At 74.2% G+C, this 22,829-nt stretch carries 23 protein-coding genes; 15 read left to right on the top strand and 8 right to left on the bottom strand.

Going from position 1 to position 22,829, the window contains the following annotated elements; genetic code table 11:
* The first annotated feature begins 47 nt into the window (after window positions 1-47).
* The 3 genes from ACFY0O_RS21430 (at window position 48) to pfkB (ending at window position 3,474) form a co-directional block, all read left to right on the top strand.
* Complete coding sequence (locus tag ACFY0O_RS21430; protein WP_388948671.1) at window positions 48-1,616, top strand: MFS transporter; 1,569 nt, start codon at window positions 48-50, stop codon at window positions 1,614-1,616.
* A 146-nt stretch (window positions 1,617-1,762) separates the two neighbouring features.
* Complete coding sequence (locus tag ACFY0O_RS21425; protein ID WP_358897226.1) at window positions 1,763-2,524, top strand: DeoR/GlpR family DNA-binding transcription regulator; 762 nt, start codon at window positions 1,763-1,765, stop codon at window positions 2,522-2,524.
* Window positions 2,521-3,474: a 1-phosphofructokinase gene (gene pfkB / locus ACFY0O_RS21420; RefSeq protein ID WP_388948669.1), complete on the top strand. Its 954-nt coding sequence runs from the start codon at window positions 2,521-2,523 to the stop codon at window positions 3,472-3,474. Before ACFY0O_RS21425 ends, pfkB begins: the two co-directional genes overlap by 4 nt.
* On the opposite strand, the gene ACFY0O_RS21415 is transcribed toward pfkB, so the two are convergent.
* Window positions 3,471-4,271: a DUF6227 family protein gene (locus tag ACFY0O_RS21415; protein ID WP_388948666.1), complete on the bottom strand. Its 801-nt coding sequence runs from the start codon at window positions 4,269-4,271 to the stop codon at window positions 3,471-3,473. The two genes, pfkB and ACFY0O_RS21415, sit on opposite strands and share 4 nt — an antisense overlap.
* Before the next feature lie 191 nt (window positions 4,272-4,462).
* Between ACFY0O_RS21415 and ACFY0O_RS21410 the strand changes: the two genes are divergently transcribed.
* On the top strand, window positions 4,463-5,101 hold the full coding sequence (locus ACFY0O_RS21410; protein WP_388948663.1) for a vitamin K epoxide reductase family protein: 639 nt from the start codon (window positions 4,463-4,465) through the stop codon (window positions 5,099-5,101).
* Between the two features lie 110 nt (window positions 5,102-5,211).
* Here ACFY0O_RS21410 and ACFY0O_RS21405 read toward each other — a convergent pair whose 3' ends face one another.
* Entirely contained in the window at window positions 5,212-5,622 is a 411-nt protein-coding gene (locus ACFY0O_RS21405; RefSeq protein WP_358897234.1) for a rodlin, read from the bottom strand.
* Window positions 5,623-5,903: 281 nt separating this feature from the next.
* Here ACFY0O_RS21405 and ACFY0O_RS21400 point away from each other — a divergent pair, with 281 nt between their 5' ends.
* Window positions 5,904-6,410, top strand: coding sequence for a hypothetical protein (locus tag ACFY0O_RS21400; RefSeq protein ID WP_388948661.1), 507 nt, complete (start codon window positions 5,904-5,906; stop codon window positions 6,408-6,410).
* A 159-nt stretch (window positions 6,411-6,569) separates the two neighbouring features.
* On the top strand, window positions 6,570-6,812 hold the full coding sequence (locus ACFY0O_RS21395) for a chaplin (RefSeq protein WP_388948658.1): 243 nt from the start codon (window positions 6,570-6,572) through the stop codon (window positions 6,810-6,812).
* 98 nt (window positions 6,813-6,910) lie between these two features.
* Here the strand turns inward: ACFY0O_RS21395 and ACFY0O_RS21390 are convergent, their stop codons facing one another.
* From ACFY0O_RS21390 to ACFY0O_RS21370, 5 genes are all read right to left on the bottom strand, one after another.
* Window positions 6,911-7,252 carry a hypothetical protein gene (locus tag ACFY0O_RS21390; protein ID WP_358897240.1) on the bottom strand — a complete coding sequence of 114 codons (342 nt, stop codon included), beginning with the start codon at window positions 7,250-7,252 and terminating at the stop codon, window positions 6,911-6,913.
* 181 nt (window positions 7,253-7,433) lie between these two features.
* Entirely contained in the window at window positions 7,434-8,678 is a 1,245-nt protein-coding gene (locus ACFY0O_RS21385) for a chaplin family protein (protein ID WP_388948655.1), read from the bottom strand.
* 120 nt (window positions 8,679-8,798) lie between these two features.
* Window positions 8,799-9,032, bottom strand: coding sequence for a chaplin (locus ACFY0O_RS21380; RefSeq protein ID WP_358897244.1), 234 nt, complete (start codon window positions 9,030-9,032; stop codon window positions 8,799-8,801).
* A gap of 239 nt (window positions 9,033-9,271) precedes the next feature.
* Window positions 9,272-9,682, bottom strand: coding sequence for a rodlin (locus ACFY0O_RS21375; RefSeq protein ID WP_358897246.1), 411 nt, complete (start codon window positions 9,680-9,682; stop codon window positions 9,272-9,274).
* A 119-nt stretch (window positions 9,683-9,801) separates the two neighbouring features.
* Window positions 9,802-10,056 carry a chaplin gene (locus tag ACFY0O_RS21370; protein WP_358897248.1) on the bottom strand — a complete coding sequence of 85 codons (255 nt, stop codon included), beginning with the start codon at window positions 10,054-10,056 and terminating at the stop codon, window positions 9,802-9,804.
* A gap of 181 nt (window positions 10,057-10,237) precedes the next feature.
* Here ACFY0O_RS21370 and ACFY0O_RS21365 point away from each other — a divergent pair, with 181 nt between their 5' ends.
* The 9 genes from ACFY0O_RS21365 to ACFY0O_RS21325 all read left to right on the top strand — a co-directional run bounded on the left by ACFY0O_RS21365 (window position 10,238) and on the right by ACFY0O_RS21325 (window position 21,335).
* Window positions 10,238-11,341, top strand: coding sequence for a DUF3344 domain-containing protein (locus ACFY0O_RS21365; RefSeq protein ID WP_388948651.1), 1,104 nt, complete (start codon window positions 10,238-10,240; stop codon window positions 11,339-11,341).
* 19 nt (window positions 11,342-11,360) lie between these two features.
* Complete coding sequence (locus ACFY0O_RS21360; RefSeq protein ID WP_388948649.1) at window positions 11,361-12,587, top strand: glycosyltransferase; 1,227 nt, start codon at window positions 11,361-11,363, stop codon at window positions 12,585-12,587.
* Between the two features lie 2 nt (window positions 12,588-12,589).
* Window positions 12,590-14,149, top strand: coding sequence for an exopolysaccharide biosynthesis polyprenyl glycosylphosphotransferase (locus tag ACFY0O_RS21355; protein WP_388948896.1), 1,560 nt, complete (start codon window positions 12,590-12,592; stop codon window positions 14,147-14,149).
* 3 nt (window positions 14,150-14,152) lie between these two features.
* A complete protein-coding gene (locus tag ACFY0O_RS21350) occupies window positions 14,153-15,520 on the top strand; it encodes an O-antigen ligase family protein (RefSeq protein ID WP_388948646.1) in 1,368 nt (455 codons plus the stop codon).
* Between the two features lie 197 nt (window positions 15,521-15,717).
* Window positions 15,718-17,460, top strand: coding sequence for a lipid II flippase MurJ (locus ACFY0O_RS21345; RefSeq protein ID WP_388948643.1), 1,743 nt, complete (start codon window positions 15,718-15,720; stop codon window positions 17,458-17,460).
* On the top strand, window positions 17,450-18,232 hold the full coding sequence (locus ACFY0O_RS21340) for a polysaccharide deacetylase family protein (RefSeq protein WP_388948641.1): 783 nt from the start codon (window positions 17,450-17,452) through the stop codon (window positions 18,230-18,232). The genes ACFY0O_RS21345 and ACFY0O_RS21340 overlap by 11 nt, the downstream gene beginning before the upstream one ends.
* Window positions 18,229-19,389, top strand: coding sequence for a glycosyltransferase (locus ACFY0O_RS21335; RefSeq protein WP_388948638.1), 1,161 nt, complete (start codon window positions 18,229-18,231; stop codon window positions 19,387-19,389). Before ACFY0O_RS21340 ends, ACFY0O_RS21335 begins: the two co-directional genes overlap by 4 nt.
* A gap of 51 nt (window positions 19,390-19,440) precedes the next feature.
* On the top strand, window positions 19,441-20,196 hold the full coding sequence (locus ACFY0O_RS21330; protein WP_388948635.1) for a lipopolysaccharide biosynthesis protein: 756 nt from the start codon (window positions 19,441-19,443) through the stop codon (window positions 20,194-20,196).
* Window positions 20,193-21,335, top strand: a complete 1,143-nt coding sequence (locus tag ACFY0O_RS21325; RefSeq protein WP_388948633.1) for a GNAT family N-acetyltransferase — start codon at window positions 20,193-20,195, stop codon at window positions 21,333-21,335. The genes ACFY0O_RS21330 and ACFY0O_RS21325 overlap by 4 nt, the downstream gene beginning before the upstream one ends.
* Window positions 21,336-21,340: 5 nt before the next feature.
* Here the strand turns inward: ACFY0O_RS21325 and ACFY0O_RS21320 are convergent, their stop codons facing one another.
* A complete protein-coding gene (locus tag ACFY0O_RS21320) occupies window positions 21,341-22,807 on the bottom strand; it encodes a glycoside hydrolase family 26 protein (RefSeq protein ID WP_388948630.1) in 1,467 nt (488 codons plus the stop codon).
* Window positions 22,808-22,829 lie beyond the last annotated feature (22 nt).

Raw genomic sequence — 22,829 nt, 5'->3', positions numbered from 1 at the left:
GGTAAATAGGACACATTCTGGCCTAGATGGGGTCTACGTTTCTCCCCATGAGCACCGAGACGCCCACAGCATCGCCCGAAAGAGAGAACGGGCCCGTACGAGAAGAGGGGAAGGCGGCCGCCGCGCCGGCATCCGACGCCGCCGACGGCCCCGCCACCCCCGACGCCCCGGCCGACCGCCTGCGCTGGCTGGCGCTGGCCATCGTGATGACCGCGTCCTTCATGGACCTGGTCGACGTCACGATCGTCAACATCGCGATACCCAGCATGCGCCAGGACTTCGGCGCCTCGACCAGCGCGATCCAGTGGATCACGGCGGGCTACGCGCTCGCCTTCGCCGCCGGCCTGATCACCGGCGGCCGTCTCGGTGACATCTACGGCCGCAAGCGCCTCTTCCTCGTGGGCGTCGCCGGCTTCACCGCCGCCTCGCTGCTCTGCGGCATCGCGGCCGACCCGGGCATGCTCGTCGCCTCCCGCCTGCTCCAGGGCGCCATGGCGGCGATGATGGTCCCGCAGGTCCTCGCGATCATCCACGTCACCTTCCCGCCGCACGAGCGCGGCAAGGTCTTCGGTATGTTCGGCGCGATCGTCGGCCTCGGCGCGGTCTCCGGACCGCTGCTGGGCGCGCTGCTCACCGAGTGGAACCTCTTCGGCCTCGAATGGCGCACGATCTTCCTGATCAACCTGCCCGTCGGCATCGCCGCCGTGATCCTGGGCCGCAAGTACATCTCCGAGTCCAAGGCCCCCAAGGCCCTGCGCCTGGACCTGGTCGGCGTCGTCCTGGCGACCCTCGCCCTGGTCCTGCTGATCTACCCGCTCACCCAGGGCCGGGAGAACGACTGGCCGGTGTGGGGCTTCGTCTGCATGGTCGCCTCGCCGCTCGTCTTCGCCCTGTTCATCGCGTACGAGAAGTACAAGATCAAGAAGGACGGCTCGCCCCTCGTCGAGCTCTCCCTCTTCCAGGTCAAGAGCTTCGCCGGCGGCGTCACCGTCCAGCTGGCCTTCGGCCTGGCCACCGGCATCTTCTTCCTGGTCTGGACGCTCTACATGCAGATGGGCCTCGGCTGGACCCCGCTGCGCGCCGGCTGTACCGGCATCCCCTTCTCCATCGCCGTGTCCGTCGCCGCCGGCCTCTCCGTCGAGAAGCTCGTCCCCCGCTTCGGCCGCAAGGTGCTCCAGGCCGGCGCGCTGGTCATGGCCGCGGGCCTGCTCCTCTACATCTGGGAGTCCCACCGCTACGGCATGGAGATCGCCTCCTGGCAGATGGCCGCCCCGCTGATCGTCATGGGCATCGGCATGGGCCTGATCGTCGCCCCGCTGAACGACACCATCCTGTCCCAGGTGCCGCGCGAGCACGCCGGCTCGGCCTCCGGCCTGATCAACACCACCGGCCAGATGGGCAACGCCCTGGGCCTCGCCCTGACCTCCGTGGTCTTCTTCGGGTCGATCGAGGACGACCGGCTCCTCGGCGCGCCCTACGTCGAGGCCTTCCGCGGCGCGCTGTGGTGGGTCGTGGCGGTGCTCGTCGTGATCTTCGCGGTGATGTTCGTCCTGCCGCGCAAGCAGGTCCCGCTCGCGGAGCGCGAGGGCGCCGTGGAGCAGGCCGCTCAGGCCTGAGTCCGCTGCCGGGCGTCCCGGGCGCACCTCACGGACATGTCCGCCCCTGTGGCCGGACATGTCCGTTTTTCTTGGTTTATGCCCCTTCTGGGCGTACGGTGGGGGAAGAGCCCGCCCGAACGGACAGAGAGTGGAAGCAAACCCACATGTACGCCCCCGAGCGCCAGCAGGAGATCCTCCGCCTGGCCCGCGAGGCCGGACGGGTCGACGTGCTCTCCCTCGCCGGGCGCTTCCAGGTCACCGCCGAGACCGTCCGCCGCGACCTCACCGCCCTCGACCGGGCCGGACTGCTGCGCCGGGTGCACGGCGGAGCCATCCCGGCCGGCCGCCTCGGCTTCGAGCCCGACCTCACCGCCCGCGAGGCCACCGCCGGGGACGAGAAGGACCGCATCGCCGCCGCGGCCCTCGCCGAGCTTCCGGCCGGCGGCAGCGCCATCCTCGACGCCGGCAGCACCGTCGCCCGCCTCGCCGACCGCATCCCCCTCGACACCGCCCTCACCGTGGTCACCCACGCCCTGCCCGTCGCCGCCCGCCTCGCCGGCCACACCGGCGTCGACCTCCACCTGGTCGGAGGCCGGATCCGGCACCGCACCCGGGCCGCCGTCGACGCCTGGGCGCTGCGCGCCTACGCCGAGATCCACGCCGACGTCCTCTTCCTCGCCACCAACGGCTTCGGCGTCCGGGCCGGACTGACCACCCCCGACCTGGCCGAGGCCGCCGTCAAGCGGGCCGCGATCGCCGCCGCCCGCCGGGTGGTGCTGCTCGCCGACTCCGCCAAGGCCGGCCAGGAACGCTTCGCCCGCTTCGGCTCCCTCGCCGACGTCTCCCTCCTGATCACCGATACCGGGCTCGCCCCGGCCGAGAAGGCGGCCATCGAGGCCGCCGGTACGGAAGTCGTGCTCGTATGATCCTCACCGTCACCCCCAACCCCTCCCTCGACCGGACCTACGAGATCCCCCCGCTGGGCCGCGGCGAGGTGCTCCGGGCCGCCGCCGGTGACCGGGTCGAGCCCGGCGGCAAGGGGGTCGACGTCTCACGGGCCGTCGCCGCGGCCGGCGTGCCCACCACCGCCGTGCTCCCGCTCGGCGGCACCCCCGGCGCCCTGCTCGCCGAACTCCTGGGCGCCCAGGGCGTGGACGTCACCGCCGTCTCGATCGCCGGGCAGACCCGCTCCGACATCTCCCTGGCCGAACCCGACGGCACCCTGACGAAGGTCAACGCGGCGGGGCCGGAACTCTCCGCGCGGGAGGCCGCCCTGCTGCTGGACACCGTCCGCACCTGCGCGGGCGGCCCCGAGTGGATCGCCTGCTGCGGCAGCCTGCCGCCCGGCCCGGGCCCCGGCTGGTACGCCGAACTCGTCGCGGGGGCCCGGCAGACGGGGGCTCGCGTCGCCCTCGACACCTCCGGCCCGGCGCTGCTCGCCGCCCTGCCGGCCGGCCCGGACCTGATCAAGCCGAACGCGGCGGAGCTCGCCGAGGCGGTGGGCCGCCCCCTGGCCACCCTCGGCGACGCCGTCAAGGCCGCCGGGGAACTGGTCGCACGGGGCGCCGGCGCGGTCCTGGCCTCCCTCGGCCCGCAGGGCCGGCTCCTGGTCGACGCGGAGGGCGCCTTCCACGGGACGGCGCCGGTCGCCGCCGTCCGCAGCGACGTCGGCGCGGGCGACGCCGCCCTGGCCGGCTTCCTCGTCGCCGGCGGCCACGGCCCCGCCGCCCTCGCCGCCGCCCTGGCCCACGGCGCGGCCGCCGTCGGCCTGCCCGGCAGCGCGATGCCGGCCCCGGCGGACCTGCGCCCGGAGGAGGTCCGCATCACCCGCGACCTCCCCCTGGACCTGCCCCTCGACCGGACGCCCCGGCGCTAACGCACCCGCGTGCGCAGCTCCATCGCCCCGCGCGCGGCGGCCTCGCTCCCGTAGACCTCGCACATGTGCCGCCCGTCCGGCGTGGCCGTGTGCTCGACCTCCCACAGGCTGAGCTCGGTCCCGTCCAGCAGGACGAACGCGTGCTCGTACAGGCTGAATCCCGCGTCCCGCCCGTCGGCCAGGCACTGCCGGCCGCCGAAGGCCTGGGTGATCTGGTGCGCGTACGCCGACCGCAGCAGCTCCGCCGTCTCCTGCCCGGGGCGGTCGGCGTTCTCCGCGCGCCGCAGCACCCGGCGGGCATGGTCGGCGGAGTCCTCCACCGCGTACTCGCGGTGCCGCTCCCGCGGATCCTGGACGGCGAACAGGGCGCTCAGCAGGGCCAGATCCTCCTGCGTGCCGTCCGCGCCCCAGCCCCGCGCCTCCTCCTCGGCCCCGTCCGGACCGGGCGGCGGGGTCAGGACCGGGTCCGCCGCGGCCTCGCCGAACAGCCGGGCCCCGGCCAGGGTGAGTTCGTCCCGCCCGGCGAACACCTCGTGCCGGCTGACGCGCTCCCCCCTCATCCGGTACGCCAGCTCCCACAGGGAGGCCGTCTCACCGTCGGCGAGCAGGTAGGTGTGCCGGTGGGTCTCCCGCCACAGCCCCGCCGAAGGGCTGTGGTGCGTGGTGTAGAGGGAGGAGCTGTGGGCGAGCGCGCTGCCGAGGCGCTCGACCAACGCGTCGGGAAGGTCGAAGGAGTTGAGGGCGCGGCCCAGGAGTCGCTCGAGGTGCGCCTCGGTTGTCTCGTACGGATCGCTCAAGGTGGGCTCCAGGCCGTCGCAGCTTGTCACTTCGCGGAAGCACAACGTAGCCCCTGGCTCTGACATCACGTCCGGGATTCGGTAAAACGTCCGGGAAGCGTCAGGGGTTCCCGCCACCCCTTCAGGTCAACTTGCCCAGGAATGGCCCATGTTAGTGAGGGTTTGCGGCGGTACGCGGGACTATGGGCAGCATGGCAACGAACACAGTGGACGTCCCGCGCCAGCGGCGGCGCTCCGGTACCCGCTCCGAGGGCGAACCGGACGCCCCCCGGTCCCTGGCCTGGCTGCTGGTGGCCACCGGGGCCGCCGGGCTGCTGGCCTCCTGGGTGATCACCCTCGACAAGTTCCTCCTGCTGGAGGACCCGGACTTCAAGCCCGCGTGCAGCCTCAACCCCGTCGTCTCGTGCGGCAGCGTCATGAAGAGTGCCCAGGCCGCCGTCTTCGGCTTCCCCAACCCGATGCTCGGACTGGCCGCCTACGGGGTCGTGGTCTGCGTCGGCGCCGGGCTGCTCGCCGGAGCCCGCCACCGCCGCTGGTTCTGGCTGGGACTGAACGCCGGCACCGCCTTCGGCACCGGTTTCTGCGCCTGGCTGATGGTCCAGTCGCTCTACGAGATCAACGCCCTGTGCCTGTGGTGCTGCCTGGCCTGGACGGCGACCCTGCTGATGTTCTGGGCGGTCACGGCCCACAACGTCCGTACCGGCCGGCTGCCCGCGCCCGCCCCGCTGCGGGCGTTCTTCGCCGACTTCGGCTGGGCCCCGCCCGCCCTGCACCTCGGGGTGATCGGGATGCTGGTCCTGACCCGGTGGTGGGACTTCTGGACCGGGTGACGGGGGCGGCCCCACGCGTGCGAGGGCCCCGGCGGCTGGACGCCGCCGGGGCCCTCTTCACTGCGCTCCACGGGCTGACGCGGCCCTAGACCAGGAGGGGTGGAGCTCGGTCAGCTGCCGGAGGAGACGTTGCCGGAGAGGACCGGGATGTTGTCCAGGATGTGCGAGAGCGGCTCGTCGCCCTTGGCCTGGGTCGAGTTCTCGGTGCACTGCTGGTTCTGCGGGTTGGACAGGACGTTGATGTCCTGGACACCGATGTTGAGCAGGGCGACCAGCGACTGGGCGTTGACCTTGACCGGCAGGCCGACACAGGGCTTGTTGAGGGTGCCCTGGACCAGGCTGAGCTGGGGGCTCATGTCGCCGGCGGTCTTCTGGTTGCCGTAGATCTGCTGGGAACCGTTGCCGTTGACGGTGTTGACCCCGTTGTCGTTGCCGATGGCCATGGCCGGGGCGGCGGCGGCGGCGCCGGCGCCGACGGCAACGGCGGAGACCGCGGCGGCGGTCATGATCTTCTTGAGCATCATCGATCCTTTTGTCGCACGAGTGCCCGCTAGTGGAGCGCCCTGATCAACCGGCCGCCGGGGGGCATGGTTGCGCTGCTTCACTCAAACGGCCCGTACGGGCCCGGGTTTTCCCCAGGGCGGGTGAGACCGCTGCGGACACCTGCGCGAAGCCCGTACGCAGCACCATGCGCGCGCGGCGGCGCCCGGGCTCCGGTTGCGCTCCGTCGAGGGTGTTCGCACGGTGGGTGAGTAAGTGGACTACTCCGGTCCGCTTGCGCGACCACCCCGAAGGATTCCCCATGCACTCCACCAAGGCGTCCCGTCTCCGCGTCCTCGTCCCGTCGGCCCTCGCCGTCGTCATACTGTCCGGCGCGGCCGTCCCGGCGGGCGCCGCGGACGGCCAGGGCGCCGCCGCCGTCGAACGGAAGGCGGCGGCCGTGCAGCAGCAGATCGAACGGCTGGAGGAGGCGGCGGAATCGCGGGAGCGGGTCGCGGCCGGCCCGATCGACGACCTCCTGGCCGGCCTCACCAAGACCCTGTCGGACCTGCTGAACTCGCTCACGGGCCTGCTCGGCGGGATCAAGATCCCACCGATCGAGCTGCCGAAGCTCCCCGAGATCAAGATCCCCGACGTCAAACTGCCGGACCTGCCGGTCACCGTCCCCAAACTGCCCGACCTCCCGGTCACCGTGCCCGCGGTGCCCGCGGTCCCGGCGGTGCCCGGGGCGGCGCCGGCCGTCCCGGCCGTCCCGGCCGTGCCGAGCGTCCCCGACGTCGAGATCCCCGACATCCCCATCTCCAACTAGCGGCCGGCCGCGGCGCCCCGACGGGCAGGATGGTTACGACTATTGGGCTGAACAGGTCAGATCTGGCCGTCGGCCGTGTCGTCTGGGATGGTGGACCGTTTCGCTCGGTGTGAGCCCCGGGACCGGGGCAGGACATTCGAACGAGAAGGTGCACTCCCCATGAACTCTGCTGCCAAGAAGGCCGCCGTGGCCCTGGCCTCCGCTGGTCTCGCCGTGGCCGGTGCCGCCGGTGCCGCTTCCGCCGACGCCCAGGCCGAGGGTGCGGCCGTGGGCTCCCCGGGTGTCCTCTCGGGCAACCTGGTCCAGGTTCCGGTTCACGTCCCGGTCAACGTCTGCGGCAACTCCGTGAACCTCATCGGCGCCCTGAACCCGGCGTTCGGCAACGTCTGCGTCAACGACTGACGTTCCACGCAGTCGGCACCACGTGACCGTGGGCGCCACCGGCCTCGCCGGTGGCGCCCACGGTCGTGTCGGGAGCCTCGAACGGCGGCCCCCCGGCGTCACTTGCCGCCGTTGAGCTCCACTCCGCCGAGGAGCGGGGAGGCCTTGGTCGCGCCGTTCGCCAGGCCCAGGGCCGTACCGGGCACGTCGTTGCGGATCTTGTTGACGCTCTGCGCGGTGTGGACCACCTTGCCGACCGTGTCGCCCTGCTCGGCCAGTGCGTTGCCCGCCGTCTGGGGGAGCGCCTCGGAGACGGGGTTCACCGCGTTCAGCACCTCGGTCACTCCGCCCGTCGCGCTCATGGGGGGCATGGCGGGGGCGTCGGCCGCGAAGGCGGGGGCCGTGGCGCCGAGTGCGGCGACGGAGCCGACGACGACGGCGGCGACCTGGGAGAGCTTCATTGTCGAAATCCTCTTCTTTTCGTGGACCGAGGAGTCAGCGGCGACCGGCTCGCCGCTTTCGTCCTGCGTAACGATTCCCGGCCGTTCCGGAAACGCCGGCCGGGCGGACGCACGGCAGCGGCCGGAGAATCCGACGGTGGATTCTCCGGCCGATATTTCTTCCGATTACCGGTATTCCCGGTCAGGCGGCCGCGGACCTCCGGTAGAGAATGGCGCCGCCGAGGACGAGCGCCGAGGCGAGGGCCGCCATGGCGCCCAGCTCACCCGCGCCGGTGGCCGCCAGCTGCGGCCCCGCGTGGGCGGGGGCCGGCGCCGGGGCGGGCGCGGGGAGGGTCACCGGCGGGGCGGTGACGGGAGCGGGTGCCGGAGCGGGCGCGGGCGCCGGGGGCAGGTGCACCGGGAGGTCGCCCGCCGGGGCGGCCGGGGGCTGGTCGGCCGGCGGGGCGACGTCCGGTACGGGCGCGGGGGCCGGCCACTGGGGCTGGCTGCCGTGCGGGGGCCGGGGCGCCGGGACCTCCTGCGCGGGCGGCGCGGGGACCGGCTGCGCCTCGGGGGCCGGGGCGGGCGCGGGCGCCGGGAGGGTGTGCGGCTGCTCCGCCGCCGGGGCGGGGAGGGTGTGCGGCTGCTCCTCGACCGGGGCCGGGAGCGTCTCGGCGTGCTCCTGCGGCGGCACGGGGGCCTTCACGGGCGGGGCCGGGGCGGGCGCGGGCCGGGGCGCGGGGGCCGGCTTCGGCTTCGGCTTGGGCTTCGGGTGGTGCGGCGCGGGCGCGGGGGGCGCCGGGTGCGGGGCCGGGGGCTGCGCGTGGGGGGCGGGCGGGTGGTCGTCGCACTCCTCCTTCCCGCCGCGCGGGCCGCGGTCCTCCTCGTGGCGGCCGTCGTCGTGGCGGGGCGCGGCGTGGCGCGGGGCTTCGGGACGGGGCGCCGCGTGCTTGGGGGCCTCGGGGCGCGGGGCCTCGGGGCGGGCCTGCCCGGGGCGGGGGGCCGCGTGCCGGGGGGCGTGTGCGCGGGGGCCCTCGTCGCCGCGCTCCCCGTAGCCGCCCTCGTCCTCCCCGCGCTGCGCGGGCAGCGCGTGCCGGCCGCTCTCGCGCTCCTCGAGGTAGTGCCGGAAGGCCTCGGCGTTCTCGGGGCTCAGGTAGCGCTCGTAGTCGTGGTGGCCGGCGTCCGAGCCGGTCGAGGTGGCGCAGGTGTTGCCCATGGCGGGGTTGAGCGCGGCACCCCCGTCCACGCTGTTGCCGCACACGTTCGGCGACAAGGTGATGGGTACCGAGACGCTGTTGCCGGACAGCACGCCCGGTGAATGCGAGGCCTCCGCCATCGCCCCGGGATGCGCGTAGGCCGCGCCGGTCGCGATCGACAGCAGACTCGAGGCGGCCGCAGCCGTGAGCACCCCCTTGCCCAGTACCTGTCGGCTCAGTACCTGTCGCATGGGTCCTTCCCTGTCTACCGGCGCGGGGGCCGGTGCTGAATCGAAGGTGGCCTCGGAGTGCACCGCCGTGCACTCCGAGGCCACCCGAGGAGGTTTGCCCTTGCGGGCGCAGGCGCTTCGTCAGTCGTTGACGCAGGTGTTGCCGAACGCGGGGTTCAGCAGCGCGATCACGTTGACGGTGTTGCCGCAGACGTTCACGGGGATGTGGATGGGGACCTGCACCACGTTCCCGGAGCCCACGCCGGGGGAGCCGACGGCCTTGCCGTCGGCGACCGAGTCGGCCATGGCGGGGGAGGCGGCACCGGCGGCGACGAGAACGCCGGCGGCCATCACCACTGCCTTCTTGTACTTCATCTGAATTCGATCCTTCCCGCAGAGGTCTGTCCGCTGCATAGACAACAACGAGTGGGCCGGAGAAAAGAAACCGCGGAATCCCGGTATTTCCGAGGGGTGTCGGCCAATTCACTCCGATGCTCCGGAGGTGCGTTCGGGGAAATTCGGTCCGTATTTACCGGCGGGGGAATTCCGGGTCCCGATACGCGGCGAGGCCGCCGCGACCCCGGGGGTGCGGCGGCCTCGCGGTGCGGCCTCGGTCAGCTGCCGGAGGAGACGTTGCCGGAGAGGACCGGGATGTTGTCCAGGATGTGCGAGAGGGCCTCGTCGCCCTTGGCCTGGGTGGAGTTCTCGGTGCACTGCTGGTTCTGCGGGCTGGACAGGACCGGGATGTCCTGGACGCCGACGTTGACCAGGGCCAGGATCGACTGGGCGTTGACCTTGGCCGGCAGGGCGATGCAGGGCTTGTTGAAGGAGCCCTGGATCAGTGCCATCTGCGGGCTCATGTTGCCGTAGGTGGCCTGGTTGCCGTAGATCTGCGCGGAGTTGTTGCCGTTCACGGTGTTGATGCCGTTGTCGTTGCCGATGGCCATCGCCTGCGGGGCCATGGCGGCACCGAGGCCGACGGTGGAGGCGGCAACCGCTGCGCCGGCGACAAGCTTCTTGATCATGATCATCCCTTTTTTGCAGGATTGCCCGGTACGGGGAGCACCCGGATCAACGGCCCGGCTCGGGCTCGGGTTGCGTCGCTTCACCCGGATGCCGCCGTTTCGGGCGGCGCGGTTGACGTTCAGGCGTTCACGCACTGGTTGCCGAAGGCCGGGTTCAGCAGTCCGACCAGCTGGGCGGTGAGGCCGCAGACGTTGACCGGCACGTCGACGGGGACCTGGACGAGGTTGCCGCTCAGCACGCCGGGGGAGCCCGCGGCGACGCCTTCCGCCGTCGCGCCGTCGCCGCCCTGCGCGGAGGCGAGGCCCGCGCCGCCCATCAGCAGGGCGGCGCCCGCGAGGGCCACCGTCGTGCCGCGCATCAGCCTCTTCTTCATCTCCGTATTCCTTTCGGTTCGAACTTCGAACAGCGATGCACCGGCATAACGACCCGCCCACCGGCAGGGTGCGTGCTATCGCCCGAAAGGCCGTACGAGCGAGTCCGACGTGATTTCCAGCCCGATTTCTGACAAAGTTCACTCCTGTTTTGTCCCCTTGATCGAAAATGGAGACGGGGTCATGGGTTCCTCCCGCAGAATCCTCGGCGCACTCGGTCTGCTGTCCTGCCTCGTGCTTTCCGCGCACGTCCCTTCGGCGGGTGCCGCGGTTCCCGTCAAGGCGCGCGAAATGCCCCGGATCCCGTTCACCCAGCGTTACCAGGCCGAGCTGCACGGCGGGCTGGTCCGGGCCTCGAACTCGGCGATCAGCTGCCGCCGCGAGGAGTCCCCGAAGGCCGAGCCGTGCGCCGAGGTCAAGAAGGGCGCGGCCGGGACCAACGGGGACTTCGAGATGTTCTACGACGAGGTCGACAAGGACCCCGACACCTACAACTCCACCCGGGCCGAGCTCAAGGTCCCGCGGGGCGCGAAGGTCTCGTACGCCCGGCTGTACTGGGGCGGGAACCTGCGGGTCGGGGAGCAGAAGCCGCCGGAGGACAACGGCCGCGTCCTGGTCGCCGAGCCCGGGGGCGCGTACAAGGCGGTGCTCGCCGACACCGTGATCGGACACCGCACCGACGCGGGCAGCGACGCCTATCAGGCCTCGGCCGATGTCACCCCGCTGGTGCGCAAGGGTGGCGCGGGGATGTGGACCGTGGCCCAGCTCAACGTGGCCATGGGGCACTCGGAGGTGGGCGCCTGGGGCGGCTGGACGCTGGTGGTCGCCTACGAGCACCCGCAGGAGCCGCTGCGCCGGATCTCGCTGTGGGACGGCTTCGAGTCCCTCGCGGCGGGGGCCGGCGAGGCCGCCTCGGAGACGGTGCGGGTCGCCGGGCTGGACGCGCCCCCGGGGGCCGCGGGCAAGGCCGGGGTGGTCGCGTACGACGGGGACCGCGGAGCCCTGGGGGACTCACTCACCGTGACGTCCGACAGCGGGCGCCGGATCAACGTCAGCGACGCGGAGAACCCCTTCGACGACGTCATGAATTCCACGATCACGGAATTCGGACGCCCTGCAACAGTACGACAGCCTGAAAATATTAATAATCTCGGATATGACGCGGACGTGTTCGATCTGAGTCCCGCCCTGTCCGGTGGCGCCCACAGCCTGGACTTCAGGCTCACGGGCGAAAGCCAGGGTCAATTCCTCGGTGTGCTCTTCGTTCAGACAGACGCGCGCCGCTGAGCGCAGGAGACCGCTCCACGTGCCCAAACAACCCTCGCCGGCCGGCTCCCCGGCCGCGCAGTCCTTCACCGTCCTGCACCTCGTCCAGCCCGTCGAGGGCGGCGTCGCACGGGTCGTCACCGACCTCGCCCGGGCCCAGTCCGCCGCCGGGCTGCGCGTCGTCGTCGGCTGCCCGGACGGCGGCGTCCTCGCCGACGCCGCCCGCGACGCCGGGGCCGAGGTGCTCCCCTGGCGCGCCGGACGCTCCCCCGGTCCCGGGCTGCCGGCCGAGGTGCTCGGCGCCGCCCGCCTGGTCCGCCGGGCCCGCCCCGACCTGCTGCACGCCCACAGCGCCAAGGCCGGCCTGGCCGGGCGGATGGCCGTACGGGGCTCCCTGCCCACGGTGTTCCAGCCCCACGCCTGGTCCTTCGACGCCGTCGGCGGCACCACCGCCGCCCTCGCGCTGCGCTGGGAACGGGCCGGCGCCCGCTGGGCCGACCGGGTGCTCTGCGTCAGCGAGGCCGAACGCCGGGCCGGGGAGTCCGAGGGCATCCACGCCCGCTGGACGGTGATCCGCAACGGCGTCGACCTCACCCACTTCCGCCCCGCCCACCCCGACCCCGGCCGCGACCGCGCCGAGGCCCGCGCCGCGCTCCCGCTGCCCGCCGCCCTCCGGGACGGCCCCCTCGCGGTCTGCGTCGGGCGGCTCTGCCCCCAGAAGGGCCAGGACGTCCTGCTGCGCGCCTGGCCCGAGGTCTCGGCCACCGTCCCCGGCGCCCGCCTCGCCCTGGTCGGCGAGGGCCCCGACGCCGAACGGCTGCGCCGCGCCGCACCCCGCGGAGTCCACTTCGCCGGAGCCGCCGCCGACATCCGACCGTGGCTTCGGGCCGCCGATCTCGTTGTACTGCCGTCGCGGTGGGAAGGCATGGCGCTCGCCCCCCTCGAAGCCATGGCCTGCGGTCGACCGGTCCTGGTCTCCGACGTCAGCGGTGCGCGGGAGAGCCTGCCGTCCGGCCACGGACGGCTCTGCCTGGTACCTCCGGAGGACCCGACGGCGCTGGCCAAGGCCCTGGGACGGCTGCTCGCCGAACCGCGGCTGCTCACCGAACTCGGGGAGCAGGCCCAGCAGCACGCCCGGAGCGAGTTCGACGTGCGGCGGACCACGGACGCGGTCACCGGCCTGTACCACGAACTGCTGGGCAGGCCCGCCCCCTTGCTCCACCGGGGGGACCCCCAGCCCTTGAACCAGGAGCGCATCAGCCGATGACGATGGACAGCGCAGCCGCCCGGCACACCGGGGCGCAGAGCGGCACGGGGCACGCCGGCGGCAGCGCCTTCGCCTCCGTGTCACAGGCCGCCCCACCCGCCGTGTCACCCGCCAAGCCCCGCCGTGCCGTGACCGCCATCCACCCGCCGCGCGGCCCCCGCGCCGAACGGGCCCGGCCCGCCGTCCGCCCGGGCCGGCCCCGGCCCGGCCGGGGCGCCGCCCCGCTGATGGCCGCCGACGCGCTGGCCGCCGCCGTCACCGTGACCGCCCTGCCCGGCTCGCCGCTCCCGGCCCAGGCCGCGGCGGCGGCCGCCGTCCTGCTCGCCGCCGCCAACGCCGCCCTCCAGGCGCGGGGCGGCCTCTACCAGCCCCGCCTCGCACCCTCCGCCCTGCTCGAACTGCCCGCCCTGGCCGGGCGGGCCGCCGCGCTGTGGTGCGGGGCCGCCGCCGTCCTCGCCGCCGCCGCGCCCGAACGGGCCCTCGGCTGGAACGCCCTGCTCACCGCCGTCTGCCTGCACGTCCTCCTGGCCTGCGCGGGACGCGGGCTCGTCCACCGGGTGTGGCGCCGCTCCGCCGTCCGCCACCCCGTCTCCACGCTCGTCGTCGGCCCCGGGGAGGGCGCCGGCGCGGTCGCCGCCGCACTGCACGGACGCCCCGAGTACGGACTGCGGCCCGTCGGGATCGCCGACCCCGCCGAGCCCGCCGACGGGGAGGGCGGCCCGCTGCCCGTACTCGCCACCCACGAGGACGTCCGGCGCGCCGTCATCCAGAACTCCGTGCGCTGCGCCGTCTTCACCCGCCCGCCCGAGGCCGACGAGCGCACCGCCGCCCTGGTCCGCCTCTTCCACGACCACGGCTGCCGGCTCTGGCTCGCCGACCCCGCCGGCACCGCCAAGGTCACCGGCATGCGCGTCGCCCAGCCCGCCGACCAGCTGTGGGGCCACGCCGTCCAGCCCCTGCTGCCCCGCCCCGCCCGGCCCCTGGAGCGGTCCGTCAAGCGGATCGTCGACTCCCTGCTCGCCGCGCTGGCCCTGCTCGCCGCCGCCCCCGTCATGGGGGCCTGCGCCCTGGCCGTACGGCTCTCCGACGGACCCGGGGTGATCTTCCGTCAGGAACGGGTCGGCCTCTACGGACGCCCCTTCACCCTGCTGAAGTTCCGCACCCTGCGCGCCGACGCACACGAGTCCGCCACCCGCTGGACCGTGGCCGGCGACCGCCGGATGAGCCCCGTCGGCTCCTTCCTGCGCAAGTCCTCCCTGGACGAGCTGCCGCAGCTGTGGAACGTGGTCCGCGGCGACATGAGCCTGGTCGGTCCCCGCCCCGAACGCCCGTTCTTCGTTGCCAAGTTCAGCACCGTCCACCCCGGCTACGAGGCCCGCCACCGGATGCCCGTCGGCATCACCGGCCTCGCCCAGATCAACGGGCTGCGCGGGGACACCTCCATCGAGGACCGGGCCCGCTTCGACAACCACTACATCGACACCTGGTCGCTCTGGCAGGACCTGTGGATCCTGGCCCGCACCGCCGCCTCCTTCTTCCGCTTCCGGCTGGGCGGGAGCTGAGCCATGACCCTCGCCCTCCCCGGACCCGCACGCCCGCCCGGCCCGGCCGCCGCCGCCGCGCTGCGCCGGCACTGGCCGCTGCTGCCGCTCGCCGCGACCGTCCTGTTCCTCCTCGCCCCGCTCCCCGCCGGTGACGCCACCGCCTCCGGGAAGGTCGGCCCCGCCGACGCCGCCTCCCTGCTGCTCGCCCTCGTCTGCGCCGTCCAGGCCCTGCGCGGGCGGGTGCGCCGGCTCAGCCCGCTGGGCGTGCTCGTGCTCGGGACGCCGGGGATCGGCCTCGCCGTCTCCACCATGACCGCGGGGGATCCGTACGCCGCGCTGCCCGGGTTCGTGCGCTACCTCCAGGTGTTCGTGCTGGTCCCGGCGGCCGTGGTGCTGCTGGTGCGGGGCGCGCTGGAGTTCCGGCTGGCCGCCGGGTGCTTCGTCGTGCTCGCACTGGTGCAGGGCGCCGTGGGCGTCGTGCAGTACGCGACCCACACGGGGGCCTCCTACCAGGGCGAGGACATCCGCGCCGTGGGCACCTTCGGCCCCGGCGACGTCATGGGCATGGCCACCGTCGTCGCGTACGGGCTGGTCGTCGCCACCGCCGCCGCCCTCGCCCCCGGACTGCCCGCCAAGGTCCGGCGGGCCGCCGGGGGCTGCGCGCTCGCCCTGGTGGTCCCGCTGGTGCTCTCCTTCAGCCGGGGCGCCTGGATCGCCACCGCCGGGGCGGCGCTGCTGGTGATGTGCCTGGCCGGGATCCGCCGGGCGCTGGCGGTGCTGCTGGCCCTGACCGCCCTCGGGGTGGTCCTCGTCGGCGGACTCGGGCTGGGCTCGGAGATGGTCGCCGAGCGGCTGAACTCCATCACGCAGGTCTCCAGCGCCCCCGACCAGTCGGTCACCGACCGCTACACGATGTGGGCCGCCGCCGAGTCGATGTGGCGCGAGCGGCCCGCCGTCGGGGTCGGCCTCAAGGGCTTCCCCGCCCACCGCGACGGGCACTCCTCGCTCGGACTGTCCTCCGGCAGCGACACCGCCGGGGCCGGGCAGGCCTTCATGAAGCAGCCGCTGCTCTCCCCGCACAACATGTACCTGCTGGTCCTCGGCGAACAGGGGCTCGTCGGCCTGCTGGCGCTGGCCGGCGGCTGGGCCGCCCTCCTGGTCGCGGGGCTGCGCCGGTACGCGGTGGCCTCCGGCGGTTCGGGCCGGTCCGGAGACGGGCTGCGCGACTGCGGGCTGATCGCCACCGGGCTGTTCGTGTGGCAGCTGACCGACTTCCTGTACGCGGACATCGGTGGCCCCTCCACCGTGCTGACCGGTGTGATCATCGGACTCGCGGCCTGGTGGGCGCTGCCCTCCACCGGTCTCGCGGGCGGGCCGGCCGCCCGGTGACCGACACGACACCCTGGCGGAGGCCCGCGGCCCCGGCGACCGACGTCGCCGCGGCCGCGGGCCCCGCCGCTGTTCCCCCCGACCCCCCCGCCCCCCGCCCCCCGGCCCCCGGCCCGTCCGCCGCCGGGGCGGCTGGCCCCGGTCCGTCCGGACCCGGTGCCGCCCGGGAGGACGCCGGGCGTCGGGCGGGGGCGGCCGTGCCCGCGCGGCGGCGTGGGGCCGCCGGGCAGCCGGGGCCCGGGAGCCCCGCGCGGCGGCGTGGGACCGGCGGGCAGTCGGGGCCCGGGAGGCCGAGCGGCAGCGGTACGGCTCCGCTCGGACGGTTCCTCGCCAAGGCCGCCGCCGTCACCGCCGGACTCACCGCCGCCGGAGCCCTGTTCGGCCTCGTCCGCGACCAGACCATCGCGCACCTCTTCGGCGCCGGCCACGACAGCGACGCCTTCCTCATCTCCTGGACCGTCCCCGAGATGGCCTCGACCCTGCTGATCGAGGACGCCATGGCCCTGCTGATGGTGCCCGCCTTCAGCCACGCCCTGGCCCGGCGCGCCGCCAGCCGCGCCGGGCTCACGCGCAAGGAGGCCCGCGCGGCCGACCCCGTACGCCTGCTCGTCGGGGCCACCCTGCCGCGCCTGATGGTCTTCCTCGCCGCCGTAGCCTCCGTCCTCGTCCTCGCCGCGCCCCTGGTCGTCGGCGTCCTGGCGCCCGGCCTGCCCGATCCGGAACTCGCCGTCCAGTGCACCCGGATGACCGCCCTGACCGTCCTCACCTTCGGCGTCGCCGGATACTTCAGCGCAGCCCTGCGCGCCCACCGGTCCTTCCTGCCGCCCGCCGCGATCTACGTCTCGTACAACGTCGGCATCATCGGCACCATGGTCGCCCTCCACACCCTGTGGGGCGTGCGGGCCGCCGCCGCCGGGGTCGCCGTCGGCGGACTGCTGATGGTCCTCGTCCAGCTGCCCGCGTTCATCCGCAACGTCGGCTTCGGACCGCCCCGCCCCCGGCGGGCCCCGCGCAGCCAGCGCGACCGCGACCGGCCCACCCTCATCGCCTTCGCGATGATCGCGCCCGTCATCTCCTTCGCCGTCTTCCGCCAGTCCCAGGTCCTCGTCGAACGGTTCCTCGCCGCCTCCCTGCCCCCCGGCGCCATCTCGCACCTCAACTACGCGCAGAAGGTCGCGCAGATGCCGATGGTGCTCTCCCTGATGATCTGCACCGTCACCTTCCCCGTCGTCGCCCAGGCCATGGCCGGCGGTGAACGCGAGAAGGCCCGCCGGCGCGTCGAACAGGACCTCGCCCTCGCCTCCCTCGCCGTCCTCCTCGGCACCGCCCTGGTCATCGGCTACGCCCCGCAGATCATCGAAGTCCTCTTCGAACGCGGCGCCTTCACCCACCAGGACACCGTCACCACCGCCTCCGTCATGCGCGTCTACGGCCTCGGCCTGCTCGGCCACTGCCTCGTCGGCGCCCTGTCCCGGCCCTTCTTCTCGACCGCCCGGCCCACCTGGTTCCCGGCGCTCGCGATGGGCGCCGGGCTGTTCGTCAACATCGCCGCCGGAGCCCTCTTCGTCGGCTGGTGGGGCACCTACGGCATCGCCGCCGCCAACGCCGCCGGCATCACCGCCACCGCCGCGTTGCTCCTCACCGGCATCGGCTCCCGCATCATCGCCGTCCAGGCCCGCCGCGTGGCCGTCAGCATCGGCCGGCTCGCCGTCGCGGCCGCCTCCGCCTGCGCCACCGGCTGGCTCGCCGGCCCGATGATCCCCGACCCGCTGCTCAGCGCCGCCCTCGGCTGCCTGCTCGTCCCCGCCATGTTCGGGGCCACCGGCATGGCCATGAGGGCCATCGAGATCACCGCCCTGCCCGGCCAGATCGCCCAGCTCGCCGCCCAGACCGCCGTCCAGATCACCCAGCTCACCCAGAGGTTCCGCAATGCCCGCTGACACCGACACGGCGCCCGCCGCCGTGACGGCCCACGCCCGCCGGACCGCATCGCCGTGGGTCCTGATGTACCACTCCGTCGCCGAGTTCACCGACCCCGCCGAAGACCCCTACGGGATCACCGTCACCCCCGGCGCCCTGGAAGCCCAGCTGCTGTGGCTGGGCTCCCGCGGGCTGCGCGGGGTGTCCGTCGGCGAACTCCTGCGCGCCCGCGCGAACGGCCGCGACCACGGCCTCGTCGGCCTCACCTTCGACGACGGCTACACCGACTTCCTCACCCGGGCCCTGCCCCTGCTGCGCCGCCACGCCTTCACCGCCACCCTCTTCGTCCTGCCCGGCCGGCTCGGCGTCGACAACGTCTGGGACCCGCTCGGCCCCCGCAAGTCCCTCCTCACCGCCGAGCAGATCCGCGAGGTCGCCGCCGCCGGGCAGGAGATCGGCTCCCACGGACTGCTCCACCAGGACCTCACCGCCGCTCCCGACGACGTCCTCCAGCAGGAACTGCGCGGCAGCCGCGAACTCCTGCGCGAGATCACCGGCACCCTCCCCGACGGCTTCTGCTACCCCTACGGCCACCTCGACGCCCGCGTCGTCGACGCCACCCGCGCCGCCGGCTACGGGTACGCCTGCGCGATCTCCCCCGGCCGCCTCGCCGGCCGCCACGCCCTGCCCCGCACGCACGTCAGCCAGGCCGACGGAGCCGCCCGGATGCGGATCAAGGAGCTGCGGCACCGGGCGCGCGAGCTGCGGCGGAAGGTGCCGGTGCTGCGGTGAAGGCCCTCCACGTCATCACCGGACTCGGAGTCGGCGGCGCGGAGCAGCAACTGCGGCTGCTGCTGCGCCACATGCCGATGCAGTGCGACGTCCTGACCCTCACCAACCCGGGTCCGGTCGCGGAGGGGCTGCGCGCCGACGGGGTCCGCGTGGTCCACCTGGGCATGCGCGGCAACCGCGACCTGGGCGCGCTGCCCAGGCTCGTCCGGTTCATCCGGCGCGGCCGCTACGACCTCGTCCACACCCACCTGTACCGGGCCTGCGTCTACGGCCGTCTCGCCGCCCGGATCGCCGGTGTCGGCGCGACGGTGGCCACCGAACACTCCCTGGGCGAGGCCGAGATCGAGGGCCGCCCGCTGTCGCGCGGGGTCCGCTCCCTCTACCTGGCCAGCGAACGCCTCGGCGCCGCGACCGTCGCCGTGTCGGACACGGTCGCCGCCCGGCTGGAGGGCTGGGGGGTGCCGGCCGCCCGGGTGCACGTGGTCCCGAACGGGATCGAGGCCGCCCGCTTCCGCTTCGACGAGGGCGTGCGCCGCGCCACCCGTGCCCGGACCGGGCTGCCCGAACGGGCCTTCGTGGTCGGCGGGGTCGGCCGGCTGGTGCCGGGCAAGCGGTTCGACGTCCTCGTGCGGGCCGTCGCCGCGCTGCCGGGGGCGCACCTGCTGCTGGCCGGGGACGGGCCGGAGCGGGCCGCGCTGCGGAGCCTGGCCGCCGAGCTGGGCGCGCAGTCGCGGATCCACCTGCTGGGGGAGCGGGACCCGCTGGGCGACGGCCCCGACGGGCGCACCCCGGGGATCGCCGCGCTACTGGCCGCCATGGACGTGTTCGTGTCCCCGTCGCGGGAGGAGGCGTTCGGGCTGGCCGTGGTCGAGGCGCTCGCGGCCGGGCTGCCCGTGCTGCACGTCACCTGCCCCGCCGTCGACGACCTCCCCGCGGCGCAGGCGCCGGGGGCGCGGCGGATCGGCACCGGCACCGCGGAACTGGTCGGCGCGCTGCGCGGGCACATGGAGGCGGGCGCGCGGCGGCTGCCGGCGCCGCCGGTGGTGCGGCGCTACGACATCGCGCGGAGCGCGCAGCGGCTGCTGGACGTGTACGGGCTCGCGCTGGCGGCGCCCGTGCCGGTGCCTGCGGCGCGGGCGGATTCCGTCGACGGCTGATCCCTCCTTTTCCACCGAGTCACCCCCTTCACCAGAAAGTGAGCACCGCTCATGACCGACACCGCCGACCACAAGAAGTCGGACCACAAGAAGTCGGACCACAAGAAGTCCGACAAGCCCGACCGCCGCTCCGGCAGGAAGCGCAGGCTCCTGCCGCCGCCCGCCTGGTGGCCGCTGCCCGCCTGCGCGCTGCTCGGACTGGCCGCGGGCGGCGCGTACGGGGTGCTCAAGGCGCCCGACTACGCGGCCACCAGCTACGTCGTCGCCGTGCCGAACGAGACCACCGAGCCGGCCACCGCCCAGGGCTTCGCCCAGGCCTACGGCCGCATCGCCACCAGCAGCTCCACCCTCGCCTACGCCCAGCCCCGCGCGGGCATCGGCGCCCAGCAGCTGCGCACCCGGGTCCGCGCCGAGACCTCCCCCGACTCCCCGATGATCGCGATCACCGGCACCTCCAAGAGCCCCTCCGAGGCCGCCGACATCGCCAACGCCGTCGCCGACGCCCTCTCGCTGAGCAGCAACCAGGCCGCCAAGAACACCGGCGTGCAGCTGCTCCTGTTCAGCCAGGCCGTCGCGCCGACCGAGCCCGCCTCCCCGTCCGCCGCGATCAGCGCCGCCGTCGGACTGTGCGCCGGCGGGCTGCTCGGCGGGCTGTGGCTGCTGGCCCGGCCCGGCCGCCGCCGGCCCGAGGAGCAGGAGGCGGCGGAGCGCCCGGTGGTGGAGGAGTACGCCTCCCTGCCCGCCCAGGGCGAGCACGCCGAGCTCGCCGAGCGCTCCGAGACCAAGGAGAAGGAGTCCGTGCGATGACGAAGGGCTCCACCGGGGCCCTGACGGTGACGCTGTGCCGGGACTCCCGGCAGTTCGCGGCGCTGGAGGAGTCCTGGAACCGGTTGGTCCGGGAGTGTCCCACCGCCACCCCCTTCCAGAGCCACGCCTGGCTGCACTCGTGGTGGCTGTCGTACGGCAAGGACGGGCGGCTGCGGATCCTGCTCGTGCGGCGCGGGCAGGACCTCGTGGGGGCGGCCGCGCTGATGCTCGTGCACCGGCCGCTGCCGCGGCTGGTGCCGCTGGGCGGGCCGATCACCGACTACTTCGACGTCCTCGTGGCGCGGGAGCACGCCGAGCAGGTCGTGCCCGCCCTGGCGCAGGGGCTGCACCGGGCCGCCCGCAGCGCCGTGGTCGACCTGCGCGAGGTACGGCCCGGGGCGGCCGCCGACGCCGTGTTCGAGGCCTGGCCGGGGGTGTCGAGCCGGCTGACCGACTCCACCTGCATGGAGCTGCCCGCGCTCCCGTTCGACCAGCTCGTCAAGCGGATGCCGGCCTCCGGTGCCCAGCGGGTGCGGGCCAAGCTGCGCAAGACCGACGCCGCCGGGATCGAGGAGCACGAGGTCACCGAGGAGGAGGTGCCGCAGGCCGTACGGACCCTGCTGCGGCTGCACGAGAAGCAGTGGCGCGGCCGCGGGGTGACCCCCGAACACCTGCGGCCCCGCTTCGCCGAGCACCTGACCCGGGCCACCCGGCGGATGGTGCGGGCGGGGGAGGGCCGGCTGACGGAGTTCCGGCTGGACGGGGAGGTGGTGGCGTCCAACGTCACCCTGCTGTCCGCGGCGCTGAGCGGCGGCTACCTGTACGGGGCGGACCCGGACCTGCGGGAGCGGAAGGTCGACGTCGCGACGCTGCTGCTGCGCTACGAGGCCGGGCGGGCGCTGGAGGAGGGCCGGCCGGTGGTGAGCTTCCTGCGCGGCAACGAGCCGTACAAGAACCACTGGCGTCCGGAGACGGTCGTCAACCAGCGCCTGCTGTTGTCCACGCACGCGCTCGCGCCCCTGCTGCGGCTGCACGAGTCGCAGGTCACGGGGCGCGAGCGGGCGGTGGGGGCGCTGCGCGAGGCGCTGCCGGCCGCCCGGGACTGGCGGGCGCGGCTGAACGAACTGCGGGTGCGATGACCCGGCTAGAAGGGCCAGAACCCGGAGTCCCCGCCCCAGCCGCCGAAGGTGATGCAGACCGACTGCTTGCCCATCAGCTTCGAGAGCCAGTCGCCGAAGTCGAGCGGCAGGCACCACTGCTTGCTGTTGACGGGCTGCTGGGGCTGCGGCTTCGGTTCGGGCTTCGGCGTCGGCTGCGGCTTGGGCTCCGGCTTCGGCTGCGGCTTCGGCGGCTGGGACGCGGACGGGGCGGGCCGGGTGGGCAGGGGCTGGGGCTCGGGTGCGACCGGGGTCGGCTTCGGGGTCGGGGTGGGGGACGGGGACGCCTCGGGGGTGGGTGTGGGCGTGGGGACCTGCGGGGTCGGGACCTGGGGGGTGGGGATGGCCGGCGTGGGGACGACGGACGTCGGGACCACCGGGGTCGGGACCACCGGGGTCGGGACCACGGGCGTGGGCACCACGGGGGTCGGGACCACCGGGGTCGGGACCACGGGGGTCGGGACCACCACCGGGCCCTGGTCGGTCAGTGCGTCGCGGAAGGCCTTGGAGGACATCGGGTTCTGCTTGCACTGCCAGACGCCGTGCGGGCAGTAGTCGGTGATGGTGTGGTACAGCGGGTGGTGCTGGTCGATCCACTGGAGCATGCGCCGCACGTACTCCGGGTTGTCCCCGTTGCGGAACAGCCCCCACTCCGGGAACGAGATCCGCTTGCCGTGTGCTTTCGCGAAGTCGACGTGCTGCTGGAGTCCGTACGGCTGCCTGACGTGGTCGTCGAAGGTCCGGCCGGGGCCCTGGTCGTACGAATCCATGCCGATGACGTCGACCACGTCGTCGCCCGGGTAGCACTCGGTCCACGGGATCGCGTCGGTCCCCCGGTTGGGCGTGAAATCGAACTTGAAGCGCTGCCCGGGGACGGAGCGCATCGTGTTGACGACCCGGTTCCAGTACGCCTTCCAGTGCTCCGGGTCGGGGCCGCAGCGGTGCGTGTACGTGGTGCCGTTCATCTCCCAGCCGAGCACGACCACCGTGTCCGGGACGCCCAGCTCCACCAGCCGCTCGGCCAGCGCCCGGAAGTGCCGGTCGTACTCGCCCCGCGCGCCCGCCCGGATCAGCTGGGCCACCTGCCAGTCGGGCACCCGGCCCTCGTTGCGGGCCTGCATGGGGACGTTGAGGACGAACATCCGGTCGTCCTCGGCCCGCCGCCAGCGCGCCCAGTCCTCCAGGAACGGGACGCGGCCCTCGATGCCGGCCCAGGAGTCGCCCGGCAGGTAGGTGTGCCCGACCCGGATCTCCCGGCCGCCCAGCCAGCGCGACAGGAAGGGGATGCGGGCGACGCCGGCCGCCCCGTAGTCGAGATAGGCGCCGAACGCGGTGTCGGAGCCCTTGGCCGGATCGTCGTCCGGCGGCGCCGCGAGCGCGGCGCCGGTGGCGAGCAGCCCGGCCGTGACCGTACCGACGCAGGTGCTCACCAGGCGGTGGTGTGGTCTGGGCATGTCGTCTCCCGAGCTCTGCCGA

The organism is Streptomyces sp. NPDC001594 (genome assembly GCF_042893675.1).
In the GTDB taxonomy this organism is placed as follows: Bacteria; Actinomycetota; Actinomycetes; order Streptomycetales; family Streptomycetaceae; genus Streptomyces.
This window is presented reverse-complemented; position numbering and strand designations above follow the sequence as displayed.

Bases quoted from the DNA above. Each gene is read 5' to 3' on its own strand.
- ACFY0O_RS21425 (WP_358897226.1), top strand. From the start codon at position 1,763: ATGTACGCCCCCGAGCGCCAGCAGGAGATCCTCCGCCTGGCCCGCGAG.
- ACFY0O_RS21325 (WP_388948633.1), top strand. From the start codon at position 20,193: ATGACGAAGGGCTCCACCGGGGCCCTGACGGTGACGCTGTGCCGGGAC.
- ACFY0O_RS21400 (WP_388948661.1), top strand. From the start codon at position 5,904: ATGCACTCCACCAAGGCGTCCCGTCTCCGCGTCCTCGTCCCGTCGGCC.
- ACFY0O_RS21350 (WP_388948646.1), top strand. From the start codon at position 14,153: ATGACCCTCGCCCTCCCCGGACCCGCACGCCCGCCCGGCCCGGCCGCC.
- ACFY0O_RS21390 (WP_358897240.1), bottom strand. From the start codon at position 7,252: ATGAAGCTCTCCCAGGTCGCCGCCGTCGTCGTCGGCTCCGTCGCCGCA.
- ACFY0O_RS21405 (WP_358897234.1), bottom strand. From the start codon at position 5,622: ATGCTCAAGAAGATCATGACCGCCGCCGCGGTCTCCGCCGTTGCCGTC.
- pfkB (WP_388948669.1), top strand. From the start codon at position 2,521: ATGATCCTCACCGTCACCCCCAACCCCTCCCTCGACCGGACCTACGAG.
- ACFY0O_RS21375 (WP_358897246.1), bottom strand. From the start codon at position 9,682: ATGATCAAGAAGCTTGTCGCCGGCGCAGCGGTTGCCGCCTCCACCGTC.
- ACFY0O_RS21355 (WP_388948896.1), top strand. From the start codon at position 12,590: ATGGACAGCGCAGCCGCCCGGCACACCGGGGCGCAGAGCGGCACGGGG.
- ACFY0O_RS21395 (WP_388948658.1), top strand. From the start codon at position 6,570: ATGAACTCTGCTGCCAAGAAGGCCGCCGTGGCCCTGGCCTCCGCTGGT.
- ACFY0O_RS21320 (WP_388948630.1), bottom strand. From the start codon at position 22,807: ATGCCCAGACCACACCACCGCCTGGTGAGCACCTGCGTCGGTACGGTC.
- ACFY0O_RS21365 (WP_388948651.1), top strand. From the start codon at position 10,238: ATGGGTTCCTCCCGCAGAATCCTCGGCGCACTCGGTCTGCTGTCCTGC.
- ACFY0O_RS21330 (WP_388948635.1), top strand. From the start codon at position 19,441: ATGACCGACACCGCCGACCACAAGAAGTCGGACCACAAGAAGTCGGAC.
- ACFY0O_RS21370 (WP_358897248.1), bottom strand. From the start codon at position 10,056: ATGAAGAAGAGGCTGATGCGCGGCACGACGGTGGCCCTCGCGGGCGCC.
- ACFY0O_RS21430 (WP_388948671.1), top strand. From the start codon at position 48: ATGAGCACCGAGACGCCCACAGCATCGCCCGAAAGAGAGAACGGGCCC.
- ACFY0O_RS21340 (WP_388948641.1), top strand. From the start codon at position 17,450: ATGCCCGCTGACACCGACACGGCGCCCGCCGCCGTGACGGCCCACGCC.
- ACFY0O_RS21380 (WP_358897244.1), bottom strand. From the start codon at position 9,032: ATGAAGTACAAGAAGGCAGTGGTGATGGCCGCCGGCGTTCTCGTCGCC.
- ACFY0O_RS21410 (WP_388948663.1), top strand. From the start codon at position 4,463: ATGGCAACGAACACAGTGGACGTCCCGCGCCAGCGGCGGCGCTCCGGT.
- ACFY0O_RS21385 (WP_388948655.1), bottom strand. From the start codon at position 8,678: ATGCGACAGGTACTGAGCCGACAGGTACTGGGCAAGGGGGTGCTCACG.